Genomic DNA, 23897 nt, shown 5'->3' with positions numbered 1-23897 from the left:
ATCGGCAGGGGCAAATACTTAGTTCAGATTTTTCTAAACTAATGCCTGAGGTAAACTCGGCTCAAATGTGGGAGCGGGCTTGCTCGCGAATACGGTGTGTCAGTCACGGAGGGTTCGATTGATCCACCGCATTCGCGAGCAAGCCCGCTCCCACAGGTTTTATGTTTGCCTCTGGAGAGCCCATGGCCAACGCCTTGCCCGACCTGAAACTCCTGCGCATCTTCGTCAGCGTCGTGCGGCACCAGGGTTTCGCCAATGCCCAGCACGAACTCAACCTGTCGACCTCGGCCATCAGCACTTACATGAGCCAGCTGGAAGCCGCGTTGGGCCTGGTGCTGTGCCATCGCGGGCGGGGCGGGTTCAGCCTCACCAGCAAGGGCGAGTTGTTCCATCAGGAAACCCTGCGCCTGCTGGGCGAGCTGGAAGGCTTCGAGCAATACGCCGCCGCGCTCAAAGGCGAACTGCGCGGCACCCTGAAACTCGGCGTACTCGACTCCACCGTCAGCGACAAGGCCTTGCCGTTTGCCGAAGTGATCGGCGCCTACAGTCAGGAACACCCGGCGGTGCATTTGCACCTGTCGGTGATGAGTCCTTACGAGTTGCAACTCGGCGTCCAGGACAATCGCCTGGACCTGGCCATCGGTGCGTTTTCCAACCGGATGAGCGGGCTGATCTATATGCCGCTGTACCGCGAACAGCACTGGCTGTATTGCAGCACCCGTCACCCATTGTTCAACGAGCGGCGCATTCCCGAACAAGTCATCACCCAGCAACGCATGGTCGGTCGTGGTTACTGGAGCCAGGCCGAACTGGCGCGTCACGGCTTCAAGCACAGCGCCGCCACGGTGGAAAGTATGGAGGCGCAATTGATCCTGGTGCTGTCCGGCGCCTACATCGGCTACCTCCCGGAGCACTACGCCCAGGCCTGGGCCGACAAAGGGGATTTGCGGGTACTGCTGCCGGCAACCTTTGGTTACCAGGCGCCGTTCTCGATGATCATGCGCCGGGGCCGCAGCCGCGAACCCCTGATCCAGACCTTCCGCGATTTACTCAAAGCCCAGCTCAACCAGGCCTGAAAACCCATGTCCAGACCCCAATGCTCCCGCTGCCTGCGGCCCACCACTCACTGCCTGTGCGCGCTGATTCCCCGGCTGGATAGCCGAACCCGGGTGTTGCTGTTGCAGCACCCAAGTGAGGTCAATCACGCCTTGAATACCGCGCGGTTGGCGGCGCTGGGCTTGGTGAATGCGCAGCTGGTGGTGGGGGAGGTGTTTGAGGATTTGCAGGCGTTGTTGAATCCGCCGGGTTATCAGGCGCGTCTGTTGTTTCCGGACGAAAATGCCCAACCCTTGCAGGCCTACACGCCATCCGACGAACCGTTGCTGTTGGTGGTGCCGGACGGTACCTGGCGCAAGGCGCGCAAGTTGCTGCACCTCAATCCTTTATTGGCGGCGCTGCCTCGGGTGACGCTGGCGGAAGGCGCCGTGTCCCGTTATCGGCTGCGCAAGGCACCGGGGCCCGGGGCGTTGTCGACGGTGGAGGCCATCGTGCAGGCGTTGCAGGTGCTTGAAGCGCCCACCTCATTTGAGCCGCTGCTGAAACCGTTCGAGGCATTGATCGAAGGACAGATTGCCGCGATGGGCGATGAAGTGTTCCAGAGAAACCACGGCCCCGCCTGAGTTATTCCATTAAGCGATAAGCACCACACTTTGCGTGATATGGCCCGCCAGCCTTTCCCGGTATGATAGTCGCCCCCGCAGTCTGGATTGCGAATACGCCATGACCTTGCAGTACCCCACCATCGCCGATTGCGTCGGCAACACCCCGCTGGTCCGCTTGCAGCGCCTGCCGGGCAACACCAGCAATACCTTGTTGCTCAAGCTCGAAGGGAACAACCCGGCCGGCTCGGTCAAGGACCGCCCGGCGTTGTCGATGATCACCCGCGCCGAGTTGCGGGGGCAGATCAAGCCCGGCGACACCCTGATCGAAGCCACCTCCGGTAACACCGGGATTGCCCTGGCCATGGCCGCGGCGATCAAGGGCTACAAGATGGTCCTGATCATGCCCGACAACGGCAGCGCCGAGCGCAAGGCGGCGATGACCGCCTACGGCGCCGAGTTGATCCTGGTCACCCAGGAAGAAGGCATGGAAGGTGCCCGCGACCTCGCCGAGCGTATGGCTGCCGAAGGCCGTGGCCTGGTGCTGGACCAGTTCGCCAACGGCGACAACCCCGAGGCGCACTACACCACCACTGGCCCGGAAATCTGGCGCCAGACCCAGGGCACCATCACTCACTTCGTGAGTTCGATGGGCACCACCGGCACCATCATGGGCAATTCGCGCTACCTCAAGGAGCAGAATCCCGAGATCCAGATCGTCGGCCTGCAACCGATGGAAGGCGCAGCGATCCCGGGGATCCGTCGTTGGCCCGAAGAGTACTTGCCGAAGATCTACAACGCGGCTCGCGTCGATCGCATCATCGACATGGCCCAGCGTGAGGCCGAAGACACCACCCGCCGCCTGGCCCGTGAAGAAGGCATCTTCTGCGGCGTGTCGTCCGGTGGCGCCGTGGCCGGGATGTTGCGCTTGTCCCAGGAGTTGGAAAACGCGGTGATCGTCGCGATCATCTGTGACCGTGGCGACCGTTACCTGTCGACCGGCATTTTCGACGCGCCCAACTGATGGCCAAGCACGAGAGAGGCCTGCGCTTCCAACCGACGGGCGGCAGCCGGGCCCCACAGATTCCCGTAGGCAAGAAGCAGCGCCTGACCATCGAGCGCCTGGCCAACGACGGCCGTGGCATTGTGTTCTTTGAAGGCCGCACCTGGTTTGTCGTGGGTGCGCTGGCCGGTGAAGAGGTGGAAGCGCGGGTGTTGGGCGCCCACGGCAAAGTGGTCGAGGCGCGCACCGAGCGCGTATTTACCGCCAGCGAACTGCGCCGTCCGGCACCCTGTGTGCACGCCGGCCGCTGTGGCGGTTGCAGCCTGCAACACTTGCCCCATGACGAACAACTCGCCCTGAAACAGCGCATGCTCGCCGAGCAATTATCCCGTGTGGCCGGTGTCGAACCCCAGGAGTGGGCCGCGCCTTTGAGCGGGCCGGAATTCGGCTATCGTCGCCGCGCCCGCGTGGCCGTGCGCTGGGATGCCAAGGCGAAGAAACTTGAAGTCGGCTTTCGTGCCGTGGCCAGCCAGGACATCGTCGCCATCGACGATTGCCCGGTGCTGGTACAGGCCTTGCAACCGATCATGCAGCGTTTGCCCAACATGCTGCGGCGCTTGAGCAAGCCTCAGGCATTGGGGCATGTGGAATTATTCAGTGGTTCGTCGATTGCCGTGTTGTTGCGACACATGGCGCCCTTGTCCGAAGCGGACATGACGATCCTGCAGGAATTTTGCACGTTCCATGAAGCCCAGCTGTGGCTGCATGGCGAGGGCCAGCCGCAACCGGTCGAACCAGACCAGGCCTTGGGCTATCGTCTGGAACCGTGGGATTTGCAGTTGGCGTACCGCCCGGGCGACTTTGTGCAGGTCAACGCCGGGGTCAACCAGGCGATGGTCGCCCAGGCGCTGGATTGGCTGGCGCCAAAGTCCGACGAGCGGGTGCTGGATTTGTTTTGTGGCTTGGGCAACTTCGCCTTGCCGCTGGCCCGCCAAGTGCGGGAAGTGGTGGCGGTGGAAGGGGTGCAGGCCATGGTGGACCGGGCGGCACAGAATGCCGTCAGCAATAATTTGCATAATGTTCAGTTTTTTCAGGCCGATTTGTCCCAGCCTTTGACCGACGCGGAATGGGCCAAACAGGGCTTTTCTGCGGTACTCTTGGACCCACCCCGCGATGGTGCCCTGGAGGTTGTGCGCAAGCTCGCTACCCTGGGGGCTGATCGCCTGGTGTATGTGTCCTGCAATCCGGCAACGCTGGCGCGGGACACGGTCGAGTTGGTCAAGCAAGGCTACCGGCTAAAACGTGCCGGGATCCTCGACATGTTTCCCCAGACGGCCCATGTCGAGGCCATGGCGTTATTTGAAGCGGGCTAGGATGCCCGTTTAATCCGACTGGCCTGCATCTCCTGGGCCTGTGACCTGCCAGGGAGCGTGCACAAGCTTTTTTTGTAAAGCAGGTCAGCGATGATTTTGACGCACTAAAAGGTGCGTCGTAGGGAAGGTAAGCAAGATGGTACAGGTGAGAGCACACCAGCCGATCAACACCGACGGCAGTATCAATCTCGAGGCATGGCTGGATCATGCCATCAGTGTCGACCCGGCACTGGACCGTGAAGCCTTGAAAGCAGCCTGCGAGTTCGCTCGTGAGTCTGAACAGCAAGACAATGCGGCGAAGAACCTGTGGGCCGAAGGCACTTCAAGCTTTCGCACCGGGTTGGAAATCGCCGAGATCCTCGCCGATCTCAAGCTCGATCAGGATTCGCTGATCGCGGCGGTGCTGTATCGCGGCGTGCGCGAAGGGCACATTCAGTTGCCCACCATCAGCCAGCGTTTCGGCACCGTGGTGGCCAAGCTGATCGACGGCGTGCTGCGCATGGCGGCGATCAGTGCCAGCCTCAGCCCGCGCCAGTCGATGGTGCTGGGCACCCAGGGCCAGGTGGAAAACCTGCGCAAGATGCTGGTGGCGATGGTCGACGACGTGCGCGTCGCCTTGATCAAGCTGGCCGAGCGTACCTGCGCGATTCGGGCGGTGAAAACCGCCGACGACGAAAAGCGCAACCGCGTCGCCCGCGAGGTGTTCGATATCTACGCGCCGCTGGCCCACCGCCTGGGCATCGGCCATATCAAGTGGGAACTGGAGGACTTGTCCTTCCGTTACCTCGAACCCGATCAATACAAACAGATTGCCACGCTGCTCCATGAGCGGCGGCTGGACCGTGAGCGCTTTATCGCCGACGTGATGAGCCAGTTACGCACGGAATTGCAGGCCACCGGGGTTGAAGCCGACATCAGTGGCCGGGCCAAACACATCTATTCCATCTGGCGCAAAATGCAGCGCAAGGGCCTGGCCTTCAGCCAGATCTACGACGTGCGCGCCGTGCGCGTGCTGGTGCCGGAGATGCGCGACTGCTACACCGCGCTGGGTATCGTGCACACGCTGTGGCGGCACATCCCCAAGGAATTCGACGACTACATCGCCAACCCCAAGGAAAACGGTTACCGCTCATTGCACACGGCAGTGATCGGCCCCGAGGGCAAGGTGCTGGAAGTACAGATCCGCACCCACGCGATGCACGAAGAGGCGGAGCTGGGCGTATGCGCTCACTGGCGCTACAAGGGCACCGACGTCAAGGCCGGGTCGAACCAGTACGAAGAGAAAATCTCCTGGTTGCGCCAGGTGCTGGAGTGGCACGAAGAGCTGGGCGACATCGGCGGTTTGGCCGACCAGCTGCGGGTGGATATCGAACCTGACCGGGTCTACATCTTCACCCCCGACGGCCACGCGATCGACCTGCCCAAGGGCGCCACACCGCTGGATTTTGCGTACCGGGTGCACACCGAGATCGGCCACAACTGCCGTGGCGCCAAGATCAACGGGCGCATCGTGCCGCTCAACTACAGCCTGCAGACCGGTGAACAGGTCGAGATCATTACCAGCAAGCACGGTACGCCGAGCCGCGACTGGCTGAACCCGAACCTGGGCTACATCACCACGTCCAGGGCGCGGGCGAAGATTGTCCACTGGTTCAAATTGCAGGCGCGCGACCAGAACGTCGCCGCCGGCAAGACCTTGCTCGAGCGCGAATTGGCACGCCTGGGCCTGCCGCAGGTGGACTTCGACAAGCTGGCCGAAAAGGCCAACATGAAGATCGCCGAAGACATGTTCGCCGCCCTCGGTGCCGGCGATCTGCGCCTGGCGCAGTTGGTCAACCTGGCCCAGCAACTGGTTGAGCCGGAGCGGGGCAGCGAGCAGTTGGAACTGATTCCACGCAAGGCCACCGGCTACAAGCCGGGCAAGCGGGGCGATATCCAGATCCAGGGCGTCGGCAACCTGATGACGCAAATGGCCGGCTGCTGCCAGCCATTGCCGGGCGACGCCATCGTCGGTTACATCACTCAGGGCCGCGGGGTGAGCATTCACCGCCAGGACTGTGCCTCGGTGTTGCAACTGGGCGGGCGCGAGCCGGAGCGGATCATCCAGGTCAGTTGGGGCCCGGTGCCGGTGTTGACCTATCCGGTGGACATCATCATTCGTGCCTACGACCGTTCCGGGCTGCTGCGTGATGTGTCGCAGGTGCTGCTCAATGAGCGGATCAACGTGCTGGCGGTCAACACCCGCTCGAACAAAGAGGACAACACGGCGCTGATGTCCCTGACCATCGAGATTCCGGGGCTGGACGCGTTGGGTCGGTTGCTGGGGCGTATTTCCCAGTTGCCGAACATTATTGAGACCCGGCGTAATCGCACGCCATGAGTAGCTGGATGAGCGCGGACTGAAATGTGGGAGCGGGCTTGCTCGCGAAGGCGATGTGTCTGTCAAATATCAGGTAACTGACACGACGCCTTCGCGAGCAAGCCCGCTCCCACATTTGATCCTCAGCGTTCCCACTTCTGCGGAAAGAGACTGATGTATTCACTTGAAGACCTGCTGCACCTGATGAACCGCCTGCGCGACCCGCAATACGGTTGCCCGTGGGACATCAAGCAAACCTACGCCACCATCGTCCCCCACACCCTGGAAGAAGCCTACGAAGTCGCCGATGCGATCGAGCGCGGGGATTTTGATCACCTGCAAGGTGAGCTGGGCGACCTGTTGTTCCAGGTGGTGTATTACAGCCAGTTGGCGCGGGAAGAAGGGCGCTTCGAATTCGCCGGGGTGATCGACAGCATTACCCGCAAGTTGATTCGCCGTCACCCGCATGTGTTTCCCACGGGAGACTTGTACGCGCCGCTGGATATTCCGCAGCTGAGCGAAGAGCAGGTCAAGCAGCGTTGGGAAGAAATAAAGGCCGAGGAGCGTGCGGAAAAATCCGACGCACCGGAGCAACTGTCCTTGCTGGATGATGTACCCACGGCCTTGCCGGCGCTTTCCCGCGCCGCCAAATTGCAAAAGCGCGCCGGGCAGGTGGGTTTCGACTGGCCGGCCGCGTTGCCCGTGGTGGATAACGTGCGCGAAGAGCTGGATGAAGTGCTCGAAGCCATGGCCGATAACGACCCGGCAGCCATCGCCGATGAAGTAGGTGACCTGCTGTTTGCGGCGGTCAACCTGGCCCGTCACCTCCAGGTCGACCCGGAAGCAGCCTTGCGTTTAGCCAACGCTAAATTCGAACGACGTTTCCGATTTATCGAACAGGCATTGCGCGAGACCCACCGTCCCATAGAAGATTGCACCCTCGAAGAGTTGGACGCCCTGTGGGGCGAAGCCAAACGCCAGGAAAAGAATCTGTCCAGCTGCGGCTGAGCCGTTGCCCAAGTGAGTAAGCACCATGAGCATTTCCCTTCGCGACCAGTTGCTCAAAGCAGGCCTGGTCAACCAAAAGCAGGCCAAGCAGGTCGGCAAAGAGAAACAGAAACAGCAGCGCCTGGTGCATAAAGGCCAGGCCGAAGCGGACGACAGCCAGGCGCGCCTGGCCATCCAGGCGCATGCCGAAAAGGTCAAGCGCGACCAGGAGCTGAACCGTCAGCAGCAAGAAAAGGCCGAGGCTAAGGCCCGCGTTGCGCAGGTCAAGCAATTGATCGAAACCTCGCGCCTGCCCAAGCTGACCACCGAGGACTACTACAACTTCGTGGATGACAAGAAGGTCAAGCGCCTGTCGGTCAACACGCTGATGCGTAACAAGCTGAGCAACGGCTCCCTGGCGATCGTGCATCACGGTGGCGGTTACGAGGTGATCCCGCGCGAAGCCGCGCTGAAGATCCAGGAGCGGGCGCCGGAGCGCATCGTCCAGATGAACGTGCTGACCGAAAGCCAGGTGCCGGATGAGGATGATCCGTACGCCGCCTACCAGATCCCTGACGACCTGATGTGGTAATGCGTTAGAAACACACATTGTGGCGAGACGGCTTGTTGTGGCGAGGGAGCTTGCTCCCGCTGGGGCGCGAAGCGCCCCCAAAATCCCAACCCCCAACCCCCAAAACACAAACCCCGCTCAAAAGGCGGGGTTTGTGTTTATAGACACTCCAGCTGCGTGGGGCTGGTTATCTACAGGATTTCAGAGTTTCAGGAGCTTTGCGCCTGGCGTTTCATCTCAAGGGTCTCGAGCTCGTTTTTATAATTATGAGCTTCGGCCTCGTCGTGAAACATGCCGACCAGCAGGTCTTGCTGGTGTACATCCCAGATGTGAATCCCGTGGGCTACTGCTTCGTGGGACATATGTTCATCGTCGCGTTCAGTTACTTTTACAGTCATCTGCTTGCTCCAATCTCTGGTTGATCTGCGGCAAGGCGTCGCAGGCCTTTGTTATATGATTTGTTAGCTTGCTAAGTAAATAACCAGGAATTGCAACACACCTTTACAGAAACTGGAGTAATCCCGCGAGCCCACGGAAACCGCGACATTGCGTCGCAGGGCGCTGAGTTTTATGACAAAAGTTTCATGTTGGCGTCAGGCGACAGGCGAAAAAAAGCCCCGCGTACGCGAGGCTCTTTCATTGCGCAGAGGATCAGCTGCCTTTGACAGCCTTGCCGTCAACGGTACCGTCTTGCAGCATGATGTTGTATTCCTTGCCGTCAGTCTCGACCTGGCGCAGGGCAACCAGGATGCCGCCCCAGTCCTTGGCAAACCACATTTGGGTAATGCGCTTGCTTTGAGTCGGGTCACGCACGCGCTCGACCTTGATCGCATCGATGGAGCCGGCTTTGGTCTGGACCTTTTCCGGGCCGATCACGCGGAAGTCGTAGGTATCGACATCAGTGCCTTCGACGACGTTGTAGCTCATGCTTTTCTTGCCGGCTGCCACATCGCGCTGCAATGCCAACTGGTAGGTCGACTTGTCGAGCATGCCGCTTTGAAGGGCCACGTTGACCGGGTCCTTGTTTTCAAAGCCGGTGACTTTCTTGGCCGTCTGATCGAAGTCGAGGTTGATCTTCTTCGTCTTGCCCAGGCCACCGCGTTCGAAGGTGTAGCTCACCGGTTGCAGGGCGTCTTTGTCGAAGCGGATCACGCTGGTTTCAGTCAGGCTGGCGATCATCATGGAAGCCTTGAAATTCAAGGTCCAGCTGCCGTTGTCATTCTTGGTCAGGCTGCGTTCTGCCGAACCACTCATGGGCAACTGTTTCCAGTCGGCGGTGTAGCTGGCGGAGAAAGGGTGAAGGTCTGCCGCTTGCACGGCAGGCAAGGCGAACAGCGCAAAAGCGAAGAGCAGGGCGCGACGCATAAAGTCTCCTAGGTTCGAATCAAGTGGCCGCTGGCCGCAAGTAACTGACCGTCCAATAATGCACCGTGGTCGCCAAGAATCAACCGTCCCTCAGCGAACCAGCGAACAGCCAGCGGGTAAATCCTGTGTTCCTGGGTGTGAACCCGTTGCGCAAGCGTCTGCGCAGAGTCCGCAGACTCTACCGGAACTACTGCCTGTACGACCAGAGGCCCGCCATCGAGTTCCTCGGTGACAAAGTGCACGCTGCAGCCGTGCTCGGTGTCGCCGGCCTCCAGGGCACGCTGGTGGGTGTGTAACCCTTTGTATTTTGGCAGCAGGGACGGGTGGATATTCAGCAGACGCCCGTTGTAGTGACGCACGAAGTCAGCGCTGAGAATGCGCATGAAGCCGGCCAGTACCACGAGTTTGGGGTTGAAGGCGTCGATCAGTTCGATCAAGGCGCTGTCGAAGGCCTCGCGGCCTTCAAAAGCCTTGTGATCCAGGGAGCGGGTGTCGATACCTGCGTCCCTGGCGCGTTGCAGGCCGTAGGCGTCGCTGCGGTTGGAAATCACCGCAGCGATGCGCACCGGGCTGTCGCCGGCGCGCGTGCTGTCGATCAGGGCCTGCAAGTTACTGCCGGTGCCGGAGAGCAGCACCACGACATCACAGGTTGCAGGCATCAGTGCGCCTTAAGGTTCTTCAGTTCAACCTGAGCCGCGCCTTCAGGGGCGGTAGCGATCTGGCCGATGACCCAAGGCTGTTCGCCGGCTTCACGCAATACGTTCAGCGCGCTTTCAACGTGCTCTTGAGCCACGCAGATGACCATGCCCACGCCGCAGTTCAGCACGCGGTGCATCTCGGTTTCGTTGACGTTGCCTTTCTCTTGCAGCCAGTCGAAGACTGCCGGGCGCTGCCAGCTGGCCACGTCGACAATCGCCTGGGCGCCTTTAGGCAGTACGCGCGGGATGTTGTCCAGCAGGCCGCCACCGGTGATGTGGGCCATGGCCTTGACCGCGCCGGTGTCCTTGATCAGCTTGAGCAACGGCTTCACGTAAATGCGGGTCGGGGCCATCAGCAGGTCGGTCAAGGGCTTGCCGTCGAGCTGGATGGTTTCGATGTCGGCGCCGGACACTTCGATGATCTTGCGGATCAGCGAGTAGCCGTTGGAGTGCGGGCCGGACGATGGCAGGGCCAGCAGGGCGTCACCGGCAGCCACCTTGGAACCGTCGATGATTTCGGATTTTTCGACAACGCCGACGCAGAAACCGGCCAGGTCGTAGTCTTCGCCTTCGTACATGCCTGGCATTTCAGCGGTTTCGCCGCCGACCAGGGAGCAGCCGGACAGTTCGCAGCCAGCGCCAATGCCGGTGACCACCTGGGTAGCGGTCTCGACGTTGAGCTTGCCGGTGGCGTAGTAGTCAAGGAAGAACAGCGGCTCGGCGCCGCACACCACCAGGTCGTTCACGCACATGGCAACCAGGTCGATGCCGATGCTGTCGTGCTTGTTCAGGTTCAGTGCCAGGCGCAGCTTGGTGCCCACACCGTCGGTGCCGGAGACCAATACAGGCTGCTTGTAGCCGGCCGGGATCTCGCAGAGGGCGCCAAAACCGCCCAGGCCGCCCATGACTTCGGGGCGCGCAGTGCGCTTGGCGACGCTCTTGATGCGTTCGACCAATGCTTCACCGGCGTCGATGTCTACACCGGCGTCCTTGTAGCTCAGGGAGGGTTGCTTGCTCATGATCCAGGCCTTTAGGGGGGATTCAGGGGTAACGACCGAATGCGGCGGGTGTACCGAAACCTGAAGTTTCAGCACGGCCTGCCATTGACGGTCTGCGAAGGCGCGCGATTTTATCAGGCTTGAGGGGCAGCGGCCATCCTCGGGCCGACGGGCAGGGGCAATAGCTGTTAAAAAAATCGCTAATCGAGTCGGTCACAGGCCCTATTAAGGTATAGCCTTTAACTCGCTATCGTTATGACAGTACAAAAACTTGCCGAGACCCTGTGAATGTTTTGCCGGTCGCTGTGGTCACAGCCTTGCTCAACAGTGTTCACGCGGTCTGTTCCAACCGCTTATTTGCCGTTCGGGAATCTTCTTTCATGGGTCTGAGTAAATATTTTTTTGTGGGCTGCTTGTCGTTGGTCAGCCTGGCGAGTCATGCCGAAACCCTCAATGGTCTCTATCAAGTGCTGGAGCCGGTCAGCAGTCAGTCTCCCCAGGAGCGCGACCAGGCGACCCAGCGTGCCCTGCAAACCCTGGTGATCCGCCTGACCGGCGACGCCAAGGCCGCCGATGGCCCGGGCCTGGCGGCGATCCGCAAAGACCCGCAACAAATCATCAGTCAGTATGGCTACGACGCCGGCCCGCCGGAAAGCCTGCAGGTGGATTTCGACCCGGTCAGCACCGACCGCGCGTTGCGTGGCGCGGGCCTGGCGCTGTGGGGCAGCAATCGGCCATCGATCCTCGGTTGGTGGCTGAACGACTCCGTGGAAGGCAGCAGCCTGGTCGGTGATGGCCAGGCCGTCGCCCAGCCGCTGCGCCGCGCGGCCCAGCACCGTGGTTTGCCGCTGCGTCTGCCATTGGGTGACCTGGACGAACAGATCGTCGCCACCGCCCCGAATCTTGAAAGCCCTGACGCCACACCGCTGCGCGCCGCGTCCGAGCGTTATGGTGCCGATGCCTTGCTGGCGGTGCATGCTCGCGAAGACGGCGGCCAATGGTCGGCCAAATGGCGCCTGTGGCTGGGGGATAAAAGCGAGCAGGGCACCGCCACCGGCACTGATACTGCCGCATTGGCTGACGCCGTGCTGCTGGCCGTCAGCGAACGCCTGGCACCACGCTTTGCGGTCAAGGCCGGCGCTGCCACCAGTGATCAGTTGCTGGAAGTGCAGGGCATGAATCTCGAGCATTACGCCGCCCTCGGCCATCTGCTGGAACCGTTCGGTGCCCAGCCGGTGCGCGTGGACGGCACTCGCATCGTTTATCGGGTGAATGGCAGCGCCGAGCAGCTGCGCACCCAGTTGAGCCTGGCCAAGTTGCAGGAAATCCCGGCAGGTGAAGCTCCGGCTCCGCAGCCGGTGGTAGAAGGCGCGCAACCGGCACCGGTCGAGCCGACGCCGCAGCTACGTTTTCATTGGTAAGTGTTCTTCCTTCTTATATAGAAGCAGGAAGCAAATAACAGAGGGAGTGGTTTATGGCGGATACGCGTCGTTGGGTGTGGCTTGGCGGGATTGTCCTGCTGTGCGTTTTTGTGTTCCTGCTGCATTCGATCCTGACGCCGTTCCTGGTCGCGTTACTGCTGGCCTACCTGTTCGATCCGGTGGTGGATCGCCTGGAAAAGATCGGCCTGTCACGTACCTGGGGCGTGGTGGCGGTGTTTGCGTTGTTCACCTTGATCATCACGGCGCTGGTCCTGGTGCTGGTGCCGATGTTGGCCAAGCAGCTGTTCAAGCTCTATGAGCTGGCGCCGCAGATGCTCGACTGGCTGCAACACACGGCCATGCCGTGGGCGCAGGCCAAGCTGGGGCTGGCAGACGGCTTCTGGAAGTTCGACAAGGTCAAGGCGGCCATCAGCGAGCACATGGGCCAGACCACCGACATTGTCGGCGTGGTGCTGAGCCAGGCGACGGCGTCGAGCCTGGCGCTGATTGGCTGGCTGACCAACCTGGTGCTGATCCCGGTCGTGGCGTTCTACCTGCTGCGGGACTGGGACATCATGATGGCCAAGATCCGCGGCCTGCTGCCGCGCGACCGTGAGGAGCGCATTGTCTCCCTGGCCGAGGAGTGTCATGAGGTGCTCGGCGCCTTCGTCCGTGGCCAGTTGCTGGTGATGCTGGCGCTGGGGATCATCTACGCGGCGGGGTTGATGGCGATCGGCCTGGAACTGGGGCTGTTGATCGGCCTGATCGCCGGCCTGGCAGCCATCGTGCCTTATATGGGCTTCGTGATTGGTATCGGTGCGGCGCTGGTGGCCGGGTTGTTCCAGTTCCACGGCGACCTGTACCCGATGCTAGGGATTGTCGCGGTGTTCATGGTCGGCCAGGCCCTGGAAGGCATGGTGCTGACGCCGTTGCTGGTGGGCGACCGGATCGGCCTGCATCCGGTGGCGGTGATCTTTGCGATCCTGGCGGGCGGCGAGCTGTTCGGCTTTACCGGCATCCTGCTGGCGCTGCCGGTGGCGGCGGTGATCATGGTGCTGGTGCGCCATGTGCACGACTTGTACAAGGACTCGGACATGTACGCCGGAACTGACGAACCGGAGTTATAACCGCAGCATCACAAACCCGGCTCAAGGCCGGGTTTGTCATTTATCGGCTCTGGCGTTTCGCCATTGCGTCAAACATTCCTCACCAAATCCAACAAGTTAACGCAAACCTTTGATTTTGCTTGTGGTCTGCTGCATTGTGCGCCCGGCGTCACGGGTATAAACTTTGCAAACTTTACACAGAGGTCACTAACGGTTCGATTGGAACCGTTCAGTCAGCATGAAACCGATTCAGCTGCCCCTAGGTGTGCGTCTGCGTGACGACGCCACCTTTATCAATTACTACCCAGGCGCCAATGCCGCTGCACTCGGCTATGTCGAGCGGCTCTGCGAAGCCGACGCCGGGTGGACCGAAAGCTTGATCTACCTGTGGGGCAAGCACGGCGTGGGGCGTACCCACTTGTTACAGGCCGCTTGCCTGCGCTTCGAACAGATGGGTGAACCGGCGGTGTACCTGCCGCTGGCGGAGCTGCTGGACCGCGGTATCGAGATCCTCGACAACCTTGAACAATACGAACTGGTCTGCCTGGACGATTTGCAGGCAGTGGCGGGGCGGGCAGATTGGGAAGAGGCACTGTTCCATCTGTTCAACCGCTTGCGTGACAGCGGCCGGCGCTTGTTGATTGCCGCCTCCACCTCGCCACGTGAGCTGCCGGTGAAGCTGGCGGACTTGAAGTCGCGGCTGACCCTGGCGCTGATTTTCCAGATGCGCCCGTTGTCCGACGAAGACAAACTGCGGGCCCTGCAACTGCGTGCTTCGCGCCGCGGGTTGCACCTGACCGATGAAGTCGGGCATTTTATTCTCACTCGCGGTACACGCAGCATGAGCGCACTGTTCGACTTGCTCGAACAGCTCGACCAGGCTTCCTTGCAAGCCCAGCGCAAGCTGACTATTCCCTTCCTCAAAGAAACCCTGGGCTGGTAGCCAGCCCTTTAAAACCGGGGCTTTCGGCAAATTACAGGCGCCAGAAAACCTGCGTTTGGGCCGTTTTGGCCACGCAAATGGCTGGCATAGGGTGTTAAGGGCTTAGATGTCATAGTCCAAACAAGAAGTCACATAGATCACGATTGAATTTGCAAATCGATGTGATAGAAGGCATAGTCTCGGCTTCTTTACACATCAGCCACGGTCGTGCCCATGCTAAATCGCTTCGCACCCCTCGTGCCTCTCGCACTCGTTACCCTGTTGTTTGGTTGCGCCACCCACACTCAAAACGTGGCTGAGCAGCAAAAACCAGTACAGCAGTCCCAGGCAAAATTCGTTGCGTCGCAGTCTTCCACTGTTTATCAGGAAGAGATCGCAACTGAAAAAGAACTCGCCGACTTCGCCGGCGCCAAGCCTTACCAGCTTCCCGTTCTGGCCGACAGTATTCTCGAACGCGGCATGTCCCTGATCGGTACCCGTTACCGTTTCGGCGGTACCTCTGAAGCCGGTTTCGACTGCAGCGGTTTCATCGGCTACCTGTTCCGCGAGGAAGCCGGCATGAACCTGCCGCGTTCCACCCGCGAAATGATCAACGTGGATGCACCGTTGGTCGCGCGGAACAACCTCAAGCCCGGTGATCTGCTTTTCTTTAGTACGGCTGGCCGTGGTCGTGTCAGCCACGCCGGTATCTACCTGGGCGACAACCAGTTTATCCACTCCAGCAGCCGCCGCAGCGGTGGTGTGCGAGTCGACAACCTGGGTGACAGCTACTGGAGCAAAACCTTCATCGAAGCCAAGCGCGCCCTGGCGATGGCCCCGACTACCGTTACCGCCAGCAAGTAAAGTTAAAGTGATACTTGAAGTTTGACGTGTAAGCGCTAGAATCCCTGGACATTGTTGTAAATTGATCGCGCGAGCTTTGCTTGCGCGTTCTGTTTTTCAACGTTCGGCAGCGAAAGCCGCATCCAGATCAGGATTGTTCTGCCCATGTCGACCTCGGCCCGCCTAATTCTTCTCGTTTGCGCCGCGCTGCTCAGCGCCTGCGCAAGTCGTCCTCCGCCTGCTCCCGTGGCCGTCAAGCCCAAGCCGGTGTTCAACACCTATGCCACCCAAAGTTTCTCGCCTGCGGCCGAAGACGTGCTTTTTCGTGCGCTGGGCCTGGTCGGCACGCCTTATCGTTGGGGCGGCAACACGCCGGACTCGGGGTTTGATTGCAGTGGCTTGATCGGTTTCGTCTACCGTGACGCAGCGGGCATCTCCTTGCCACGTACCACCCGCGAGCTGATCGTGATGCGCGCTCAGGACGTGAGCGAAAACAACCTGCAGACCGGTGACCTGATCTTCTTCGCCACGGGTGGCGGCTCGCAGGTCAGCCACGCCGGGATCTACGTGGGAGAAGGGCGCTTTGTGCATGCGCCGCAAACCGGCGGTACGGTGAAGCTGGACACGCTGTCCAAAGCCTATTGGCAAAACGCCTATCTGAGCGCCAAGCGTGTGTTGCCAGCCGAGCACCTGGCACGAAACCCCTAGGAAAACACGAAACCAAATGTGGGAGCGGGCTTGCTCGCGAATGCGGTGGATCAGTCGACAACAAGCTGACTGACACACTGCATTCGCGAGCAAGCCCGCTCCCACATTTGTTTTGCGGTGTTTGCGAAGCTGGCTATTTAGCCGCCGACACTCGCCACACCTTGTTCCCCACGTCATCCGCCACCAGCAAATCCCCCTGCTTGTCGATCACCACGCCGACCGGGCGGCCCATGGCTTTCTCATCGCTATTGAGGAACCCGGTCAGCACATCCACCGGCTGGCCTTTGGGTTTGCCGCCTTCAAACGGCACGAAGATCACCTTGTAGCCACTGTGGGGCTTGCGGTTCCAAGAACCATGCTGGCCGATAAACGCGCCATTGCTGAATTGTGCCGGTAGCTTGCTGCCCTCGGCAAAGGTCAGTCCCAGGGAGGCTGTGTGCGGGCCCACCGCGTAGTCCGGGGCAATCGCCTTGGCTACCAGTTCCGGGTTCTGCGGACTCACCCGCACATCCACGTGCTGCCCGTAGTAACTGAAGGGCCAGCCATAGAACGCGCCATCCTTGACCGAGGTGATGTAGTCCGGCACCAGGTCGCTGCCGATTTCATCGCGCTCATTGACCGCCGTCCACAGCTTGCCGCTTTGCGGTTCCCAGGCCATGCCGTTGGGGTTGCGCAGGCCGGAGGCGAAGATGCGGTGCTGGCCGGTGGCGCGGTCCACTTCCCAGATCGCGGCGCGGCCTTGTTCGGCTTCCAGGCCGTTTTCCGCGACGTTGCTGTTGGAGCCCACGCTGACGTACAACTTGCTGCCGTCCTGGCTCGCGACCACGTTCTTGGTCCAGTGATGGTTGATGCTGCCGCCCGGCAAGTCGGTCACCGTGGTTCCGGCTTCCTTGATCGAGGTTTCGCCTGGCTGATAGGGGAAGCGCAGCAGCTTGTCCGAATCGGCCACATACAGGTCGCTGCCCACCAGTGTCATGCCGAACGGCGAGTTCAGGTTCTCCAGGAACACCGTGCGGGTTTCGGCTATGCCGTCGTGGTCGGCGTCCCGCAGCAGGGTAATGCGGTTGGGGCTCGGCACGGCGGCCCCGGCGCGGCCCATGACTTTCTCCATCACCCAGCCACGAATACCCTTGGAATCGTCCGGTTTGGGCGGCGCATTGGTTTCTGCCACCAGCACATCGCCATTGGGCAGCACATACAGCCAGCGCGGATGGTCCAGGCCTTCGGCAAACGCCGCTACTTGAGTGCCTGCCGCCGCCGTTGGCTTGGTGCCTTCGGGCCAGCCGATGGCCGGGGCGATATTCACCGTGGGGATCAGGGTTTTATTCGGTTCCGGCAGTTTGGGCGAGGGCCCGGTGCCGTCGGACACTTGCAGGGTAGAGCTTTCGCCGCAGGCGGCGAGGGTGCCGGCGAGCATGATCAGTAGGGCAAGTCGGGTCTTGTGCATGGTTTTCTCCTTAATACCTGTAGCGGTAGAGGCACGCAGCGGCCCGATGGTTCACGCGCATGTCCGGCTTTAATTGACGCTCCACCCCCAACCCACTAACCTTCGCGGCTTGTTTCAGGTGCTCTGTGGCGTACGCGCCGACTGAGTGAAACAGGGAAGCCGGTGAGTGAGCGCATTTTTCTACAGTGCTGCCACGATCCCGGCGCTGCCCCCGCAACGGTAAATGAGTCAAGACGGTGCCTTAAGCCACTGTATCGCCCGCGATATGGGAAGGCGCACCTTCGGCATCCAATGCCACTCATGAGCCCGGAGACCGGCCTGATCCATCCAACAGCATCACGGTGGGCGATGCTTGGCTGTCTGTATGTGTCTTTTTCCTGCCCGCCGTTTTTGTCCAGCCCCAACGGAGAGCTGCCATGACTGAATCCCCCGATCGTGACGAACGCCACCTGGCGCGCATGCTGCGCAAAAAAGCCGTGATTGACGAGCGCATTGCCAATTCACCGAACGAGTGCGGGTTGCTGCTGGTGCTTACCGGCAATGGCAAAGGCAAGAGCAGCTCGGCCTTTGGCATGCTGGCCCGGGCCATGGGCCACGGCATGCAGTGTGGCGTGGTGCAGTTCATCAAGGGCCGCAACAGCACTGGCGAAGAACTGTTCTTCCGCCGTTTCCCCGAGCAGGTGCGCTTCCACGTGATGGGCGAAGGTTTTACCTGGGAAACCCAGGACCGCGCCCGCGACATCGTGGCCGCCGAAGCCGCCTGGGCGGTCTCCCGGGAAATGCTGCAGAACCCGGCCATCGGCCTGGTGGTGCTGGATGAACTGAACATCGCCCTCAAGCACGGCTACCTCGACCTGGACCAGGTACTCAGCGACCTGCAGGCCCGCCCCCCGATGCAACACGTGCTGGTCACCGGCCGTGGCGCGAAACCCGAATTGATCGAAATGGCCGACACCGTAACTGAAATGGGCATGCTCAAGCATGCATTCCAGGCGGGTATCAAGGCGCAGAAAGGCATCGAACTTTGAATCAGCCCCGTCACTGTCCTGCTGTGCTGATCGCCGCACCGGCGTCCGGCCAGGGCAAAACCACCGTCACCGCCGCGCTCGCCCGTTTGCACCGCAACCTGGGGCGCAAGGTGCGAGTGTTCAAATGCGGCCCGGACTTTCTCGACCCGATGATCCACGAGCGCGCCAGTGGTGCGCCGGTCTATCAATTGGACATGTGGATGGTCGGCGAGCAGGAAAGTCGCCGATTGCTGTGGGAAGCGGCGGGGGAAGCCGACCTGATCCTGATCGAAGGCGTGATGGGCCTGTTCGACGGCACGCCGTCCAGCGCCGACCTGGCGCGGCATTTTGGCGTGCCGGTACTGGCGGTCATCGATGGCACGGCCATGGCCCAGACCTTCGGTGCCCTGGCATTGGGCCTGGCGCGTTACCAGCCGGACCTGCCGTTTGCCGGCGTGCTGGCCAACCGCGTCGGCACATTGCGCCATGCGCAACTGCTTGAGGGCAGCCTGACCGAAGGCCTGCGCTGGTACGGCGCACTGTCCCGGGAAACCGGGATCGAATTGCCCAGCCGCCACCTTGGCCTGGTGCAGGCCAGCGAATTGAACGACCTCGACCTGCGCCTCGACGCCGCCGCCCAGGCCCTGGGCAGCAGCTGTGAGGTAGCGCTGCCACCGCCGGTGGAATTCGCTGCGCCCGAGGTGATCGAGGCCCAACCGTTGCTGGCCGGCGTGCGCATCGCCGTGGCCCGCGACGAAGCCTTCGCGTTTACCTACGGCGCCAGCCTCGACCTGTTGCGAGCGATGGGCGCCGAGCTGCGCTTCTTCTCGCCGATTCGTGACCGCGCATTGCCCGAAGCTGACAGCCTCTACTTGCCCGGCGGTTATCCGGAATTGCATCACCAGGCGCTGTCGGAAAATACCGCGATGCTCAACGCCATCCGCGCCCACCACGCTGCTGGCAAGCCACTGCTGGCCGAATGCGGCGGCATGCTCTATCTGCTGGACTCGCTCACTGATGTCGACGGCACCCGTGCCGAACTGGTCGGCCTGCTCCAGGGCGACGCCGTGATGCAAAAGCGTCTGGCGGCACTGGCCCTGCAAAACGTCGAACTGCCCGAAGGCCTCTTGCGCGGTCACACCTACCATCACTCGCTGACCAGCACCGAGTGGCAGCCGATTGCCCGGGGCCTGAGCCCGAATGGCGGGCGCGGTGCCGAGGCGGTTTATCGTCAGGGCCGGATGACGGCTTCCTATGTGCACTTTTACTTCCCGTCCAACCCGATGGCGGTGGCTGCCTTGTTTGCGCCAAGCCTTGAGACCGCCATCGCAGGCAAGCCCGCTCCCACAGTTGACCGAGTTGAAACGCAATCTACTGTGGGAGCGGGCTTGCCCGCGATGAGGCCATGACTGACAACGCCTTTCCGGAAGCCGACCGCGAAGCCGTCTACCGCGCTATCGCCGAACGCCGCGACATGCGGCACTTCAGCGGTGGCAGCGTGGCGCCGCAATTGCTCCATCGCCTGCTGCAAGCCGCGCACCAGGCGCCGAGCGTCGGCTTGATGCAGCCCTGGCGTTTTATCCGCATCAGCGACCGCAACCTGCGCGGCCAGATCCAGCAGCTAGTGGAAGAAGAACGCGTACGCACCGCCGAGGCTCTCGGCGAGCGCTCCGACCAGTTCATGAAGCTCAAGGTCGAAGGCATCAACGACTGCGCCGAAGTGCTGGTGGCTGCCTTGATGGACGACCGCGAGCGGCATATCTTCGGGCGCCGCACCTTGCCGGAAATGGACATGGCATCGTTGTCCTGTGCGATTCAGAATCTATGGCTGGCGGCTCGTGTCGAAGGGCTGGGCATGGGCTGGGTCTCGCTGTTCGAGCCCCAGGCCCTGGCCGATCTGCTGGGCCTGCCGCCAGGTGCCAAGCCGTTGGCCGTGTTGTGCCTGGGCCCGGTGGCCGAGTTCTACCCGGCACCGATGTTGCAGCTCGAAGGCTGGACCGAACCACGGCCGCTGAGTGACATGTTGTACGAGAATGTTTGGGGAGTGAGTCAATGAGTGTGGCCTTGCTGAGTGTCGCTGCCGTGGCGCTGGATGCGCTGCTGGGCGAGCCCAGGCGCTGGCATCCGCTGGTGGCGTTCGGCAATTTTGCCGGGCGCATCGAGCAACGATTCAACTCCGGCGGTCGGGGCTGGCGCAGCCATGGCGTCACCGCCTGGGTGATCGCGGTGGTGCCGCTGACCCTGCTGGCCACGGCGCTGTCGTGGGCGCCCTACATCGGCTGGGTCCTGGAAATCCTCGCATTGTATTGCGCCCTCGGCATGCGTAGCCTCGGCGAGCACGTGCTGCCGGTAGCGCAAGCATTGCGCAGTGATGATCTGGACGAGGCACGCAAGCGTGTCAGCTATCTGGTGAGCCGCCAGACCAGCGAGCTGGATCGCACCGAAGTCGCCCGTGCAGCCACCGAATCGGTGCTGGAAAACGGCAGCGACGCGGTATTTGCCGCCTTGTTCTGGTTTGTGGTCGCTGGCGTGCCCGGCGTGGTGCTCTATCGCCTGAGCAACACCCTGGATGCCATGTGGGGCTATCGCAATGAACGCTTTGAGCGTTTCGGCTGGGCCGCAGCAAAGATCGATGACGTGCTCAACTACATTCCGGCGCGCCTGGTGGCGTTGACCTACGCGCTGCTGGGCAAAACCCGCCTGGCTCTCAAATGCTGGCGCACCCAGGGCCCGACCTGGGACAGCCCCAACGCCGGCCCGGTGATGGCTGCGGGTGCCGGTGCCCTTGGCGTGGAGTTGGGCGGTGCAGCGATTTATCACGGTGAGCTGCACCAGCGCCCGCCACTGGGCGAAGGCCCGCCGGCGGATGCGGATTCCATCGAGCGTGGCTGGCAACTGGTGCAACGCGGCGTGTGGCTGTGGTTGCTGATCCTGTGTGTGGGGGCTGAGTTTTATGCTTGAGCACGGTGGCCGCTTGCGCAAGGCGGCGATGCAGTACGGCATTCCAGAAGCAGACTGGCTGGACCTGTCCAGCGGCCTGGCGCCGTGGCCGTTCCCGATTCCGGAAATCCCGCTGCGGGCCTGGGCGCGCCTGCCTGAAAACGACGACGGCCTGGAGCAGGCTGCCTGTGAATATTACGGCACGCCCCATGTATTGCCGGTGGCCGGCTCCCAGGCCGCGATCCAGTTATTGCCGCGCCTGCGCCGGGCCGGCAAGGTCGGTGTGCTGTCGCCGTGTTACGCCGAACACGCTGAAGCCTGGCGTCGCGCCGGCTACATCGTGCGCGAAGTGCTGGAGCAGGAAGTCGACTTCTTCCTCGACAGCCTCGACGTGCTGGTGGTGGTCAACCCCAACAACCCCACCGGCCTGAGCCTGACGCCGCAACGCCTGCTGGACTGGCATGCTCGCCTGGCCCAACGCGGCGGCTGGCTGGTGGTGGATGAAGCCTTCATGGACATCACCCCGCAACTGAGCCTGGCGGGCCAGGCCCATCAAGTCGGCCTGATCGTGCTGCGCTCGTTCGGCAAATTCTTTGGCCTGGCCGGAGTGCGGCTGGGGTTCGTGCTGGCCGAGCGCAAGCTGCTCAAGCTGCTCGCCGAACAGGTGGGGCCGTGGGCCGTCAGCGGGCCGACGCGGGTGCTTGGGCACGTATGCCTGCGCGATACCGCCGGCCATGCGCAACAGCGGCTGCGTTGCGAATCGGCCAGCCAGCGCCTGTTTGATGTGCTTGAACGCCACGACTTGCGGCCCCAGGGCGGCTGCGCGTTGTTCCAGTGGATGATCACGGACCGGGCTGAGCAGCTGCATGAATTCATGGCCCAGCGCGGCATTCTGCTGCGCTTGTTTGTCGACAACAGCAGCCTGCGTTTCGGCCTGCCGGATACCGAGGCCGACTGGTTGCGGCTGGAACAGGCACTGAAGGCCTACAAGGAAGCCTCATGAGTACCTTGATGGTTCAGGGCACCACCTCTGACGCCGGCAAAAGCACGCTGGTGACCGCACTCTGCCGCTGGCTGGTGCGCCAGGGCATCCCGGTGGTGCCCTTCAAGCCGCAGAACATGGCGCTCAACAGCGCCGTGACTGCCGAAGGCGGCGAGATCGGCCGGGCCCAGGCGGTGCAGGCCCAGGCCGCGAACCTGGCGCCCCATACCGACATGAACCCGGTATTGCTCAAGCCCAACAGTGACACGGGCTCCCAGGTGATTATCCATGGGCGCGCCGTGACCACCATGAATGCGGTGGCCTATCACGATTACAAAGCCATCGCGATGCAGGCGGTGCTTGCCTCCCACGCGCGCTTGAGTGCGGCGTATCCGGTGGTGATGGTCGAGGGTGCGGGTTCACCGGCCGAGATCAACCTGCGGGCGAATGATATTGCCAACATGGGCTTTGCCGAGGCGGTGGACTGCCCGGTACTGCTGATTGCCGACATCAATCGCGGCGGGGTGTTTGCGCACCTTGTGGGCACTCTGGAATTGTTGTCACCCACCGAACAGGCGCGGGTCAAAGGCTTCATCATCAATCGCTTTCGCGGGGATATTGCGCTATTGCAGCCGGGGCTGGATTGGCTGGAAGCGCGCACGGGCAAGCCGGTGGTGGGGGTGTTGCCGTATGTGATGGATCTGCATCTGGAGGCTGAGGACGGTATCGACCAGCGCCAGATCGACAAGGCGGCGCAAGTGCTCAAGGTGGTGGTGCCGGTATTGCCGCGGATCAGTAATCACACGGATTTTGATCCGTTGCGGTTGCATCCGCAGGTGGATTTGCAGTTTGTGGGGCCGGGGCAGGCGATTCCTGCGGCGGACCTGATTATTTTGCCGGGCTCGAAGAGTGTGCGCAGTGATTTGGCGTATTTGCGGGCTAACGGGTGGGATACGGCGGTGGCGCGGCACCTGCGTTATGGCGGGAAGGTGCTGGGGATTTGTGGTGGGTTGCAGATGCTCGGCGAGCAGGTGCACGACCCGCTGGGGTTGGAAGGGCCTTGTGGTTCTAGCGCTGGGCTGGGGTTGTTGGCGTTCAGTACGACCCTGGAGGAGGAGAAGCAGCTGCGTAACGTGCGGGGGCGGTTGTTGCTGGAGGAGGCCGAGGTGAGTGGGTATGAGATCCACGCGGGTGTAACCAGTGGCGCTGGCTTGGTGCGGGCTGCGGTGCAGTTGGACGATGGGCGCCTGGATGGGGCTCAGAGTGAGGATGGGCAGGTTCTCGGGACCTATCTGCATGGGGTGTTTGAGACGCCGGCTGCGTGTAGTGCGTTGTTGCGGTGGGCGGGGTTGGAGGATGTGCAGGAGGTGGATTATCACGGGTTGCGGGAGCGGGATATTGAGCGGTTGGCGGACTTGGTAGAGCAGCATCTGGATACCGGGTTGCTGCGTTCGTTGTGTGGGGTTTGAGTTGGTTGTAATGGACCGTGTACATATCCGTTGCTGCGGT

Annotated in this window: 23 protein-coding genes and 1 riboswitch; of the genes, 18 read left to right on the top strand and 5 right to left on the bottom strand. The window is 61.8% G+C overall.

What is annotated here, in order from left to right:
• The first annotated feature begins 182 nt into the window (after positions 1-182).
• From HX824_RS19225 to HX824_RS19195, 7 genes are all read left to right on the top strand, one after another.
• Positions 183-1076 (top strand): LysR family transcriptional regulator, encoded by an 894-nt coding sequence (locus HX824_RS19225; protein ID WP_003210734.1) that lies wholly within the window; start codon positions 183-185, stop codon positions 1074-1076.
• Between the two features lie 6 nt (positions 1077-1082).
• On the top strand, positions 1083-1679 hold the full coding sequence (locus HX824_RS19220; RefSeq protein WP_003210735.1) for a tRNA-uridine aminocarboxypropyltransferase: 597 nt from the start codon (positions 1083-1085) through the stop codon (positions 1677-1679).
• Positions 1680-1779: 100 nt separating this feature from the next.
• A complete protein-coding gene (gene cysM / locus HX824_RS19215; RefSeq protein WP_003210736.1) occupies positions 1780-2682 on the top strand; it encodes a cysteine synthase CysM in 903 nt (300 codons plus the stop codon).
• Positions 2682-4034 (top strand): 23S rRNA (uracil(1939)-C(5))-methyltransferase RlmD, encoded by a 1353-nt coding sequence (gene rlmD / locus HX824_RS19210; protein ID WP_177054940.1) that lies wholly within the window; start codon positions 2682-2684, stop codon positions 4032-4034. The genes cysM and rlmD overlap by 1 nt, the downstream gene beginning before the upstream one ends.
• Before the next feature lie 136 nt (positions 4035-4170).
• Positions 4171-6414 carry a GTP diphosphokinase gene (gene relA / locus HX824_RS19205; protein WP_008438176.1) on the top strand — a complete coding sequence of 748 codons (2244 nt, stop codon included), beginning with the start codon at positions 4171-4173 and terminating at the stop codon, positions 6412-6414.
• A gap of 153 nt (positions 6415-6567) precedes the next feature.
• A complete protein-coding gene (gene mazG, locus HX824_RS19200; RefSeq protein WP_003210739.1) occupies positions 6568-7401 on the top strand; it encodes a nucleoside triphosphate pyrophosphohydrolase in 834 nt (277 codons plus the stop codon).
• 25 nt (positions 7402-7426) lie between these two features.
• Positions 7427-7972 (top strand): DUF2058 domain-containing protein, encoded by a 546-nt coding sequence (locus tag HX824_RS19195; protein ID WP_003210740.1) that lies wholly within the window; start codon positions 7427-7429, stop codon positions 7970-7972.
• A gap of 188 nt (positions 7973-8160) precedes the next feature.
• Here the strand turns inward: HX824_RS19195 and HX824_RS19190 are convergent, their stop codons facing one another.
• The 4 genes from HX824_RS19190 to purM all read right to left on the bottom strand — a co-directional run bounded on the left by HX824_RS19190 (position 8161) and on the right by purM (position 11033).
• Complete coding sequence (locus tag HX824_RS19190; RefSeq protein WP_003210741.1) at positions 8161-8349, bottom strand: hypothetical protein; 189 nt, start codon at positions 8347-8349, stop codon at positions 8161-8163.
• 253 nt (positions 8350-8602) lie between these two features.
• A complete protein-coding gene (locus HX824_RS19185) occupies positions 8603-9316 on the bottom strand; it encodes a DUF3108 domain-containing protein (protein ID WP_003210742.1) in 714 nt (237 codons plus the stop codon).
• Positions 9317-9324: 8 nt separating this feature from the next.
• Complete coding sequence (gene purN / locus HX824_RS19180; protein WP_008438189.1) at positions 9325-9975, bottom strand: phosphoribosylglycinamide formyltransferase; 651 nt, start codon at positions 9973-9975, stop codon at positions 9325-9327.
• The gene (gene purM / locus HX824_RS19175) at positions 9975-11033 is read right to left on the bottom strand and encodes a phosphoribosylformylglycinamidine cyclo-ligase (protein ID WP_008438191.1); all 1059 of its coding nucleotides are present in this window, start codon (positions 11031-11033) and stop codon (positions 9975-9977) included. Before purM ends, purN begins: the two co-directional genes overlap by 1 nt.
• Before the next feature lie 359 nt (positions 11034-11392).
• Between purM and HX824_RS19170 the strand changes: the two genes are divergently transcribed.
• The 5 genes from HX824_RS19170 (at position 11393) to HX824_RS19150 (ending at position 16012) form a co-directional block, all read left to right on the top strand.
• Complete coding sequence (locus HX824_RS19170; protein WP_003210745.1) at positions 11393-12433, top strand: DUF2066 domain-containing protein; 1041 nt, start codon at positions 11393-11395, stop codon at positions 12431-12433.
• Between the two features lie 53 nt (positions 12434-12486).
• A complete protein-coding gene (locus HX824_RS19165) occupies positions 12487-13560 on the top strand; it encodes an AI-2E family transporter (RefSeq protein ID WP_003210746.1) in 1074 nt (357 codons plus the stop codon).
• Positions 13561-13777: 217 nt separating this feature from the next.
• Positions 13778-14482, top strand: coding sequence for a DnaA regulatory inactivator Hda (gene hda / locus HX824_RS19160; RefSeq protein WP_003210747.1), 705 nt, complete (start codon positions 13778-13780; stop codon positions 14480-14482).
• A 213-nt stretch (positions 14483-14695) separates the two neighbouring features.
• Positions 14696-15325 carry a C40 family peptidase gene (locus HX824_RS19155; protein ID WP_003210748.1) on the top strand — a complete coding sequence of 210 codons (630 nt, stop codon included), beginning with the start codon at positions 14696-14698 and terminating at the stop codon, positions 15323-15325.
• A gap of 144 nt (positions 15326-15469) precedes the next feature.
• Positions 15470-16012: a C40 family peptidase gene (locus HX824_RS19150; protein WP_003210749.1), complete on the top strand. Its 543-nt coding sequence runs from the start codon at positions 15470-15472 to the stop codon at positions 16010-16012.
• A gap of 133 nt (positions 16013-16145) precedes the next feature.
• Here HX824_RS19150 and HX824_RS19145 read toward each other — a convergent pair whose 3' ends face one another.
• On the bottom strand, positions 16146-17459 hold the full coding sequence (locus HX824_RS19145) for a sorbosone dehydrogenase family protein (protein ID WP_102368344.1): 1314 nt from the start codon (positions 17457-17459) through the stop codon (positions 16146-16148).
• 99 nt (positions 17460-17558) lie between these two features.
• Positions 17559-17796: riboswitch (cobalamin riboswitch) on the top strand.
• A 79-nt stretch (positions 17797-17875) separates the two neighbouring features.
• Here HX824_RS19145 and cobO point away from each other — a divergent pair.
• The 6 genes from cobO to HX824_RS19115 are packed head-to-tail and all read left to right on the top strand — an operon-like array spanning position 17876 to position 23857.
• Positions 17876-18487, top strand: a complete 612-nt coding sequence (gene cobO / locus HX824_RS19140; RefSeq protein WP_003210751.1) for a cob(I)yrinic acid a,c-diamide adenosyltransferase — start codon at positions 17876-17878, stop codon at positions 18485-18487.
• Positions 18484-19875, top strand: a complete 1392-nt coding sequence (locus HX824_RS19135) for a cobyrinate a,c-diamide synthase (RefSeq protein WP_177054939.1) — start codon at positions 18484-18486, stop codon at positions 19873-19875. The genes cobO and HX824_RS19135 overlap by 4 nt, the downstream gene beginning before the upstream one ends.
• A complete protein-coding gene (gene bluB, locus HX824_RS19130; protein WP_003210753.1) occupies positions 19872-20522 on the top strand; it encodes a 5,6-dimethylbenzimidazole synthase in 651 nt (216 codons plus the stop codon). The genes HX824_RS19135 and bluB overlap by 4 nt, the downstream gene beginning before the upstream one ends.
• Positions 20519-21427 (top strand): adenosylcobinamide-phosphate synthase CbiB, encoded by a 909-nt coding sequence (gene cbiB / locus HX824_RS19125; RefSeq protein ID WP_087694822.1) that lies wholly within the window; start codon positions 20519-20521, stop codon positions 21425-21427. Before bluB ends, cbiB begins: the two co-directional genes overlap by 4 nt.
• Positions 21420-22409 (top strand): threonine-phosphate decarboxylase CobD, encoded by a 990-nt coding sequence (cobD, locus tag HX824_RS19120; protein ID WP_102606289.1) that lies wholly within the window; start codon positions 21420-21422, stop codon positions 22407-22409. The genes cbiB and cobD overlap by 8 nt, the downstream gene beginning before the upstream one ends.
• Positions 22406-23857, top strand: coding sequence for a cobyric acid synthase (locus HX824_RS19115; protein ID WP_087694823.1), 1452 nt, complete (start codon positions 22406-22408; stop codon positions 23855-23857). The genes cobD and HX824_RS19115 overlap by 4 nt, the downstream gene beginning before the upstream one ends.
• Positions 23858-23897 lie beyond the last annotated feature (40 nt).

Source organism: Pseudomonas sp. D4002, from assembly GCF_013385665.1.
Classification (GTDB): domain Bacteria; phylum Pseudomonadota; class Gammaproteobacteria; order Pseudomonadales; family Pseudomonadaceae; genus Aquipseudomonas.
Note: the sequence above shows the minus strand (reverse complement) of the source record. Positions and strands in the feature narration are given on the sequence as shown.

Excerpts from the sequence above, each read along its gene's own strand:
- HX824_RS19225 (WP_003210734.1), top strand. The coding sequence starts at position 183 with ATGGCCAACGCCTTGCCCGACCTGAAACTCCTGCGCATCTTCGTCAGC.
- HX824_RS19220 (WP_003210735.1), top strand. The coding sequence starts at position 1,083 with ATGTCCAGACCCCAATGCTCCCGCTGCCTGCGGCCCACCACTCACTGC.
- cysM (WP_003210736.1), top strand. The coding sequence starts at position 1,780 with ATGACCTTGCAGTACCCCACCATCGCCGATTGCGTCGGCAACACCCCG.
- rlmD (WP_177054940.1), top strand. The coding sequence starts at position 2,682 with ATGGCCAAGCACGAGAGAGGCCTGCGCTTCCAACCGACGGGCGGCAGC.
- relA (WP_008438176.1), top strand. The coding sequence starts at position 4,171 with ATGGTACAGGTGAGAGCACACCAGCCGATCAACACCGACGGCAGTATC.
- mazG (WP_003210739.1), top strand. The coding sequence starts at position 6,568 with ATGTATTCACTTGAAGACCTGCTGCACCTGATGAACCGCCTGCGCGAC.
- HX824_RS19195 (WP_003210740.1), top strand. The coding sequence starts at position 7,427 with ATGAGCATTTCCCTTCGCGACCAGTTGCTCAAAGCAGGCCTGGTCAAC.
- HX824_RS19190 (WP_003210741.1), bottom strand. The coding sequence starts at position 8,349 with ATGACTGTAAAAGTAACTGAACGCGACGATGAACATATGTCCCACGAA.
- HX824_RS19185 (WP_003210742.1), bottom strand. The coding sequence starts at position 9,316 with ATGCGTCGCGCCCTGCTCTTCGCTTTTGCGCTGTTCGCCTTGCCTGCC.
- purN (WP_008438189.1), bottom strand. The coding sequence starts at position 9,975 with ATGCCTGCAACCTGTGATGTCGTGGTGCTGCTCTCCGGCACCGGCAGT.
- purM (WP_008438191.1), bottom strand. The coding sequence starts at position 11,033 with ATGAGCAAGCAACCCTCCCTGAGCTACAAGGACGCCGGTGTAGACATC.
- HX824_RS19170 (WP_003210745.1), top strand. The coding sequence starts at position 11,393 with ATGGGTCTGAGTAAATATTTTTTTGTGGGCTGCTTGTCGTTGGTCAGC.
- HX824_RS19165 (WP_003210746.1), top strand. The coding sequence starts at position 12,487 with ATGGCGGATACGCGTCGTTGGGTGTGGCTTGGCGGGATTGTCCTGCTG.
- hda (WP_003210747.1), top strand. The coding sequence starts at position 13,778 with ATGAAACCGATTCAGCTGCCCCTAGGTGTGCGTCTGCGTGACGACGCC.
- HX824_RS19155 (WP_003210748.1), top strand. The coding sequence starts at position 14,696 with ATGCTAAATCGCTTCGCACCCCTCGTGCCTCTCGCACTCGTTACCCTG.
- HX824_RS19150 (WP_003210749.1), top strand. The coding sequence starts at position 15,470 with ATGTCGACCTCGGCCCGCCTAATTCTTCTCGTTTGCGCCGCGCTGCTC.
- HX824_RS19145 (WP_102368344.1), bottom strand. The coding sequence starts at position 17,459 with ATGCACAAGACCCGACTTGCCCTACTGATCATGCTCGCCGGCACCCTC.
- cobO (WP_003210751.1), top strand. The coding sequence starts at position 17,876 with ATGACTGAATCCCCCGATCGTGACGAACGCCACCTGGCGCGCATGCTG.
- bluB (WP_003210753.1), top strand. The coding sequence starts at position 19,872 with ATGACTGACAACGCCTTTCCGGAAGCCGACCGCGAAGCCGTCTACCGC.
- cbiB (WP_087694822.1), top strand. The coding sequence starts at position 20,519 with ATGAGTGTGGCCTTGCTGAGTGTCGCTGCCGTGGCGCTGGATGCGCTG.
- cobD (WP_102606289.1), top strand. The coding sequence starts at position 21,420 with ATGCTTGAGCACGGTGGCCGCTTGCGCAAGGCGGCGATGCAGTACGGC.
- HX824_RS19115 (WP_087694823.1), top strand. The coding sequence starts at position 22,406 with ATGAGTACCTTGATGGTTCAGGGCACCACCTCTGACGCCGGCAAAAGC.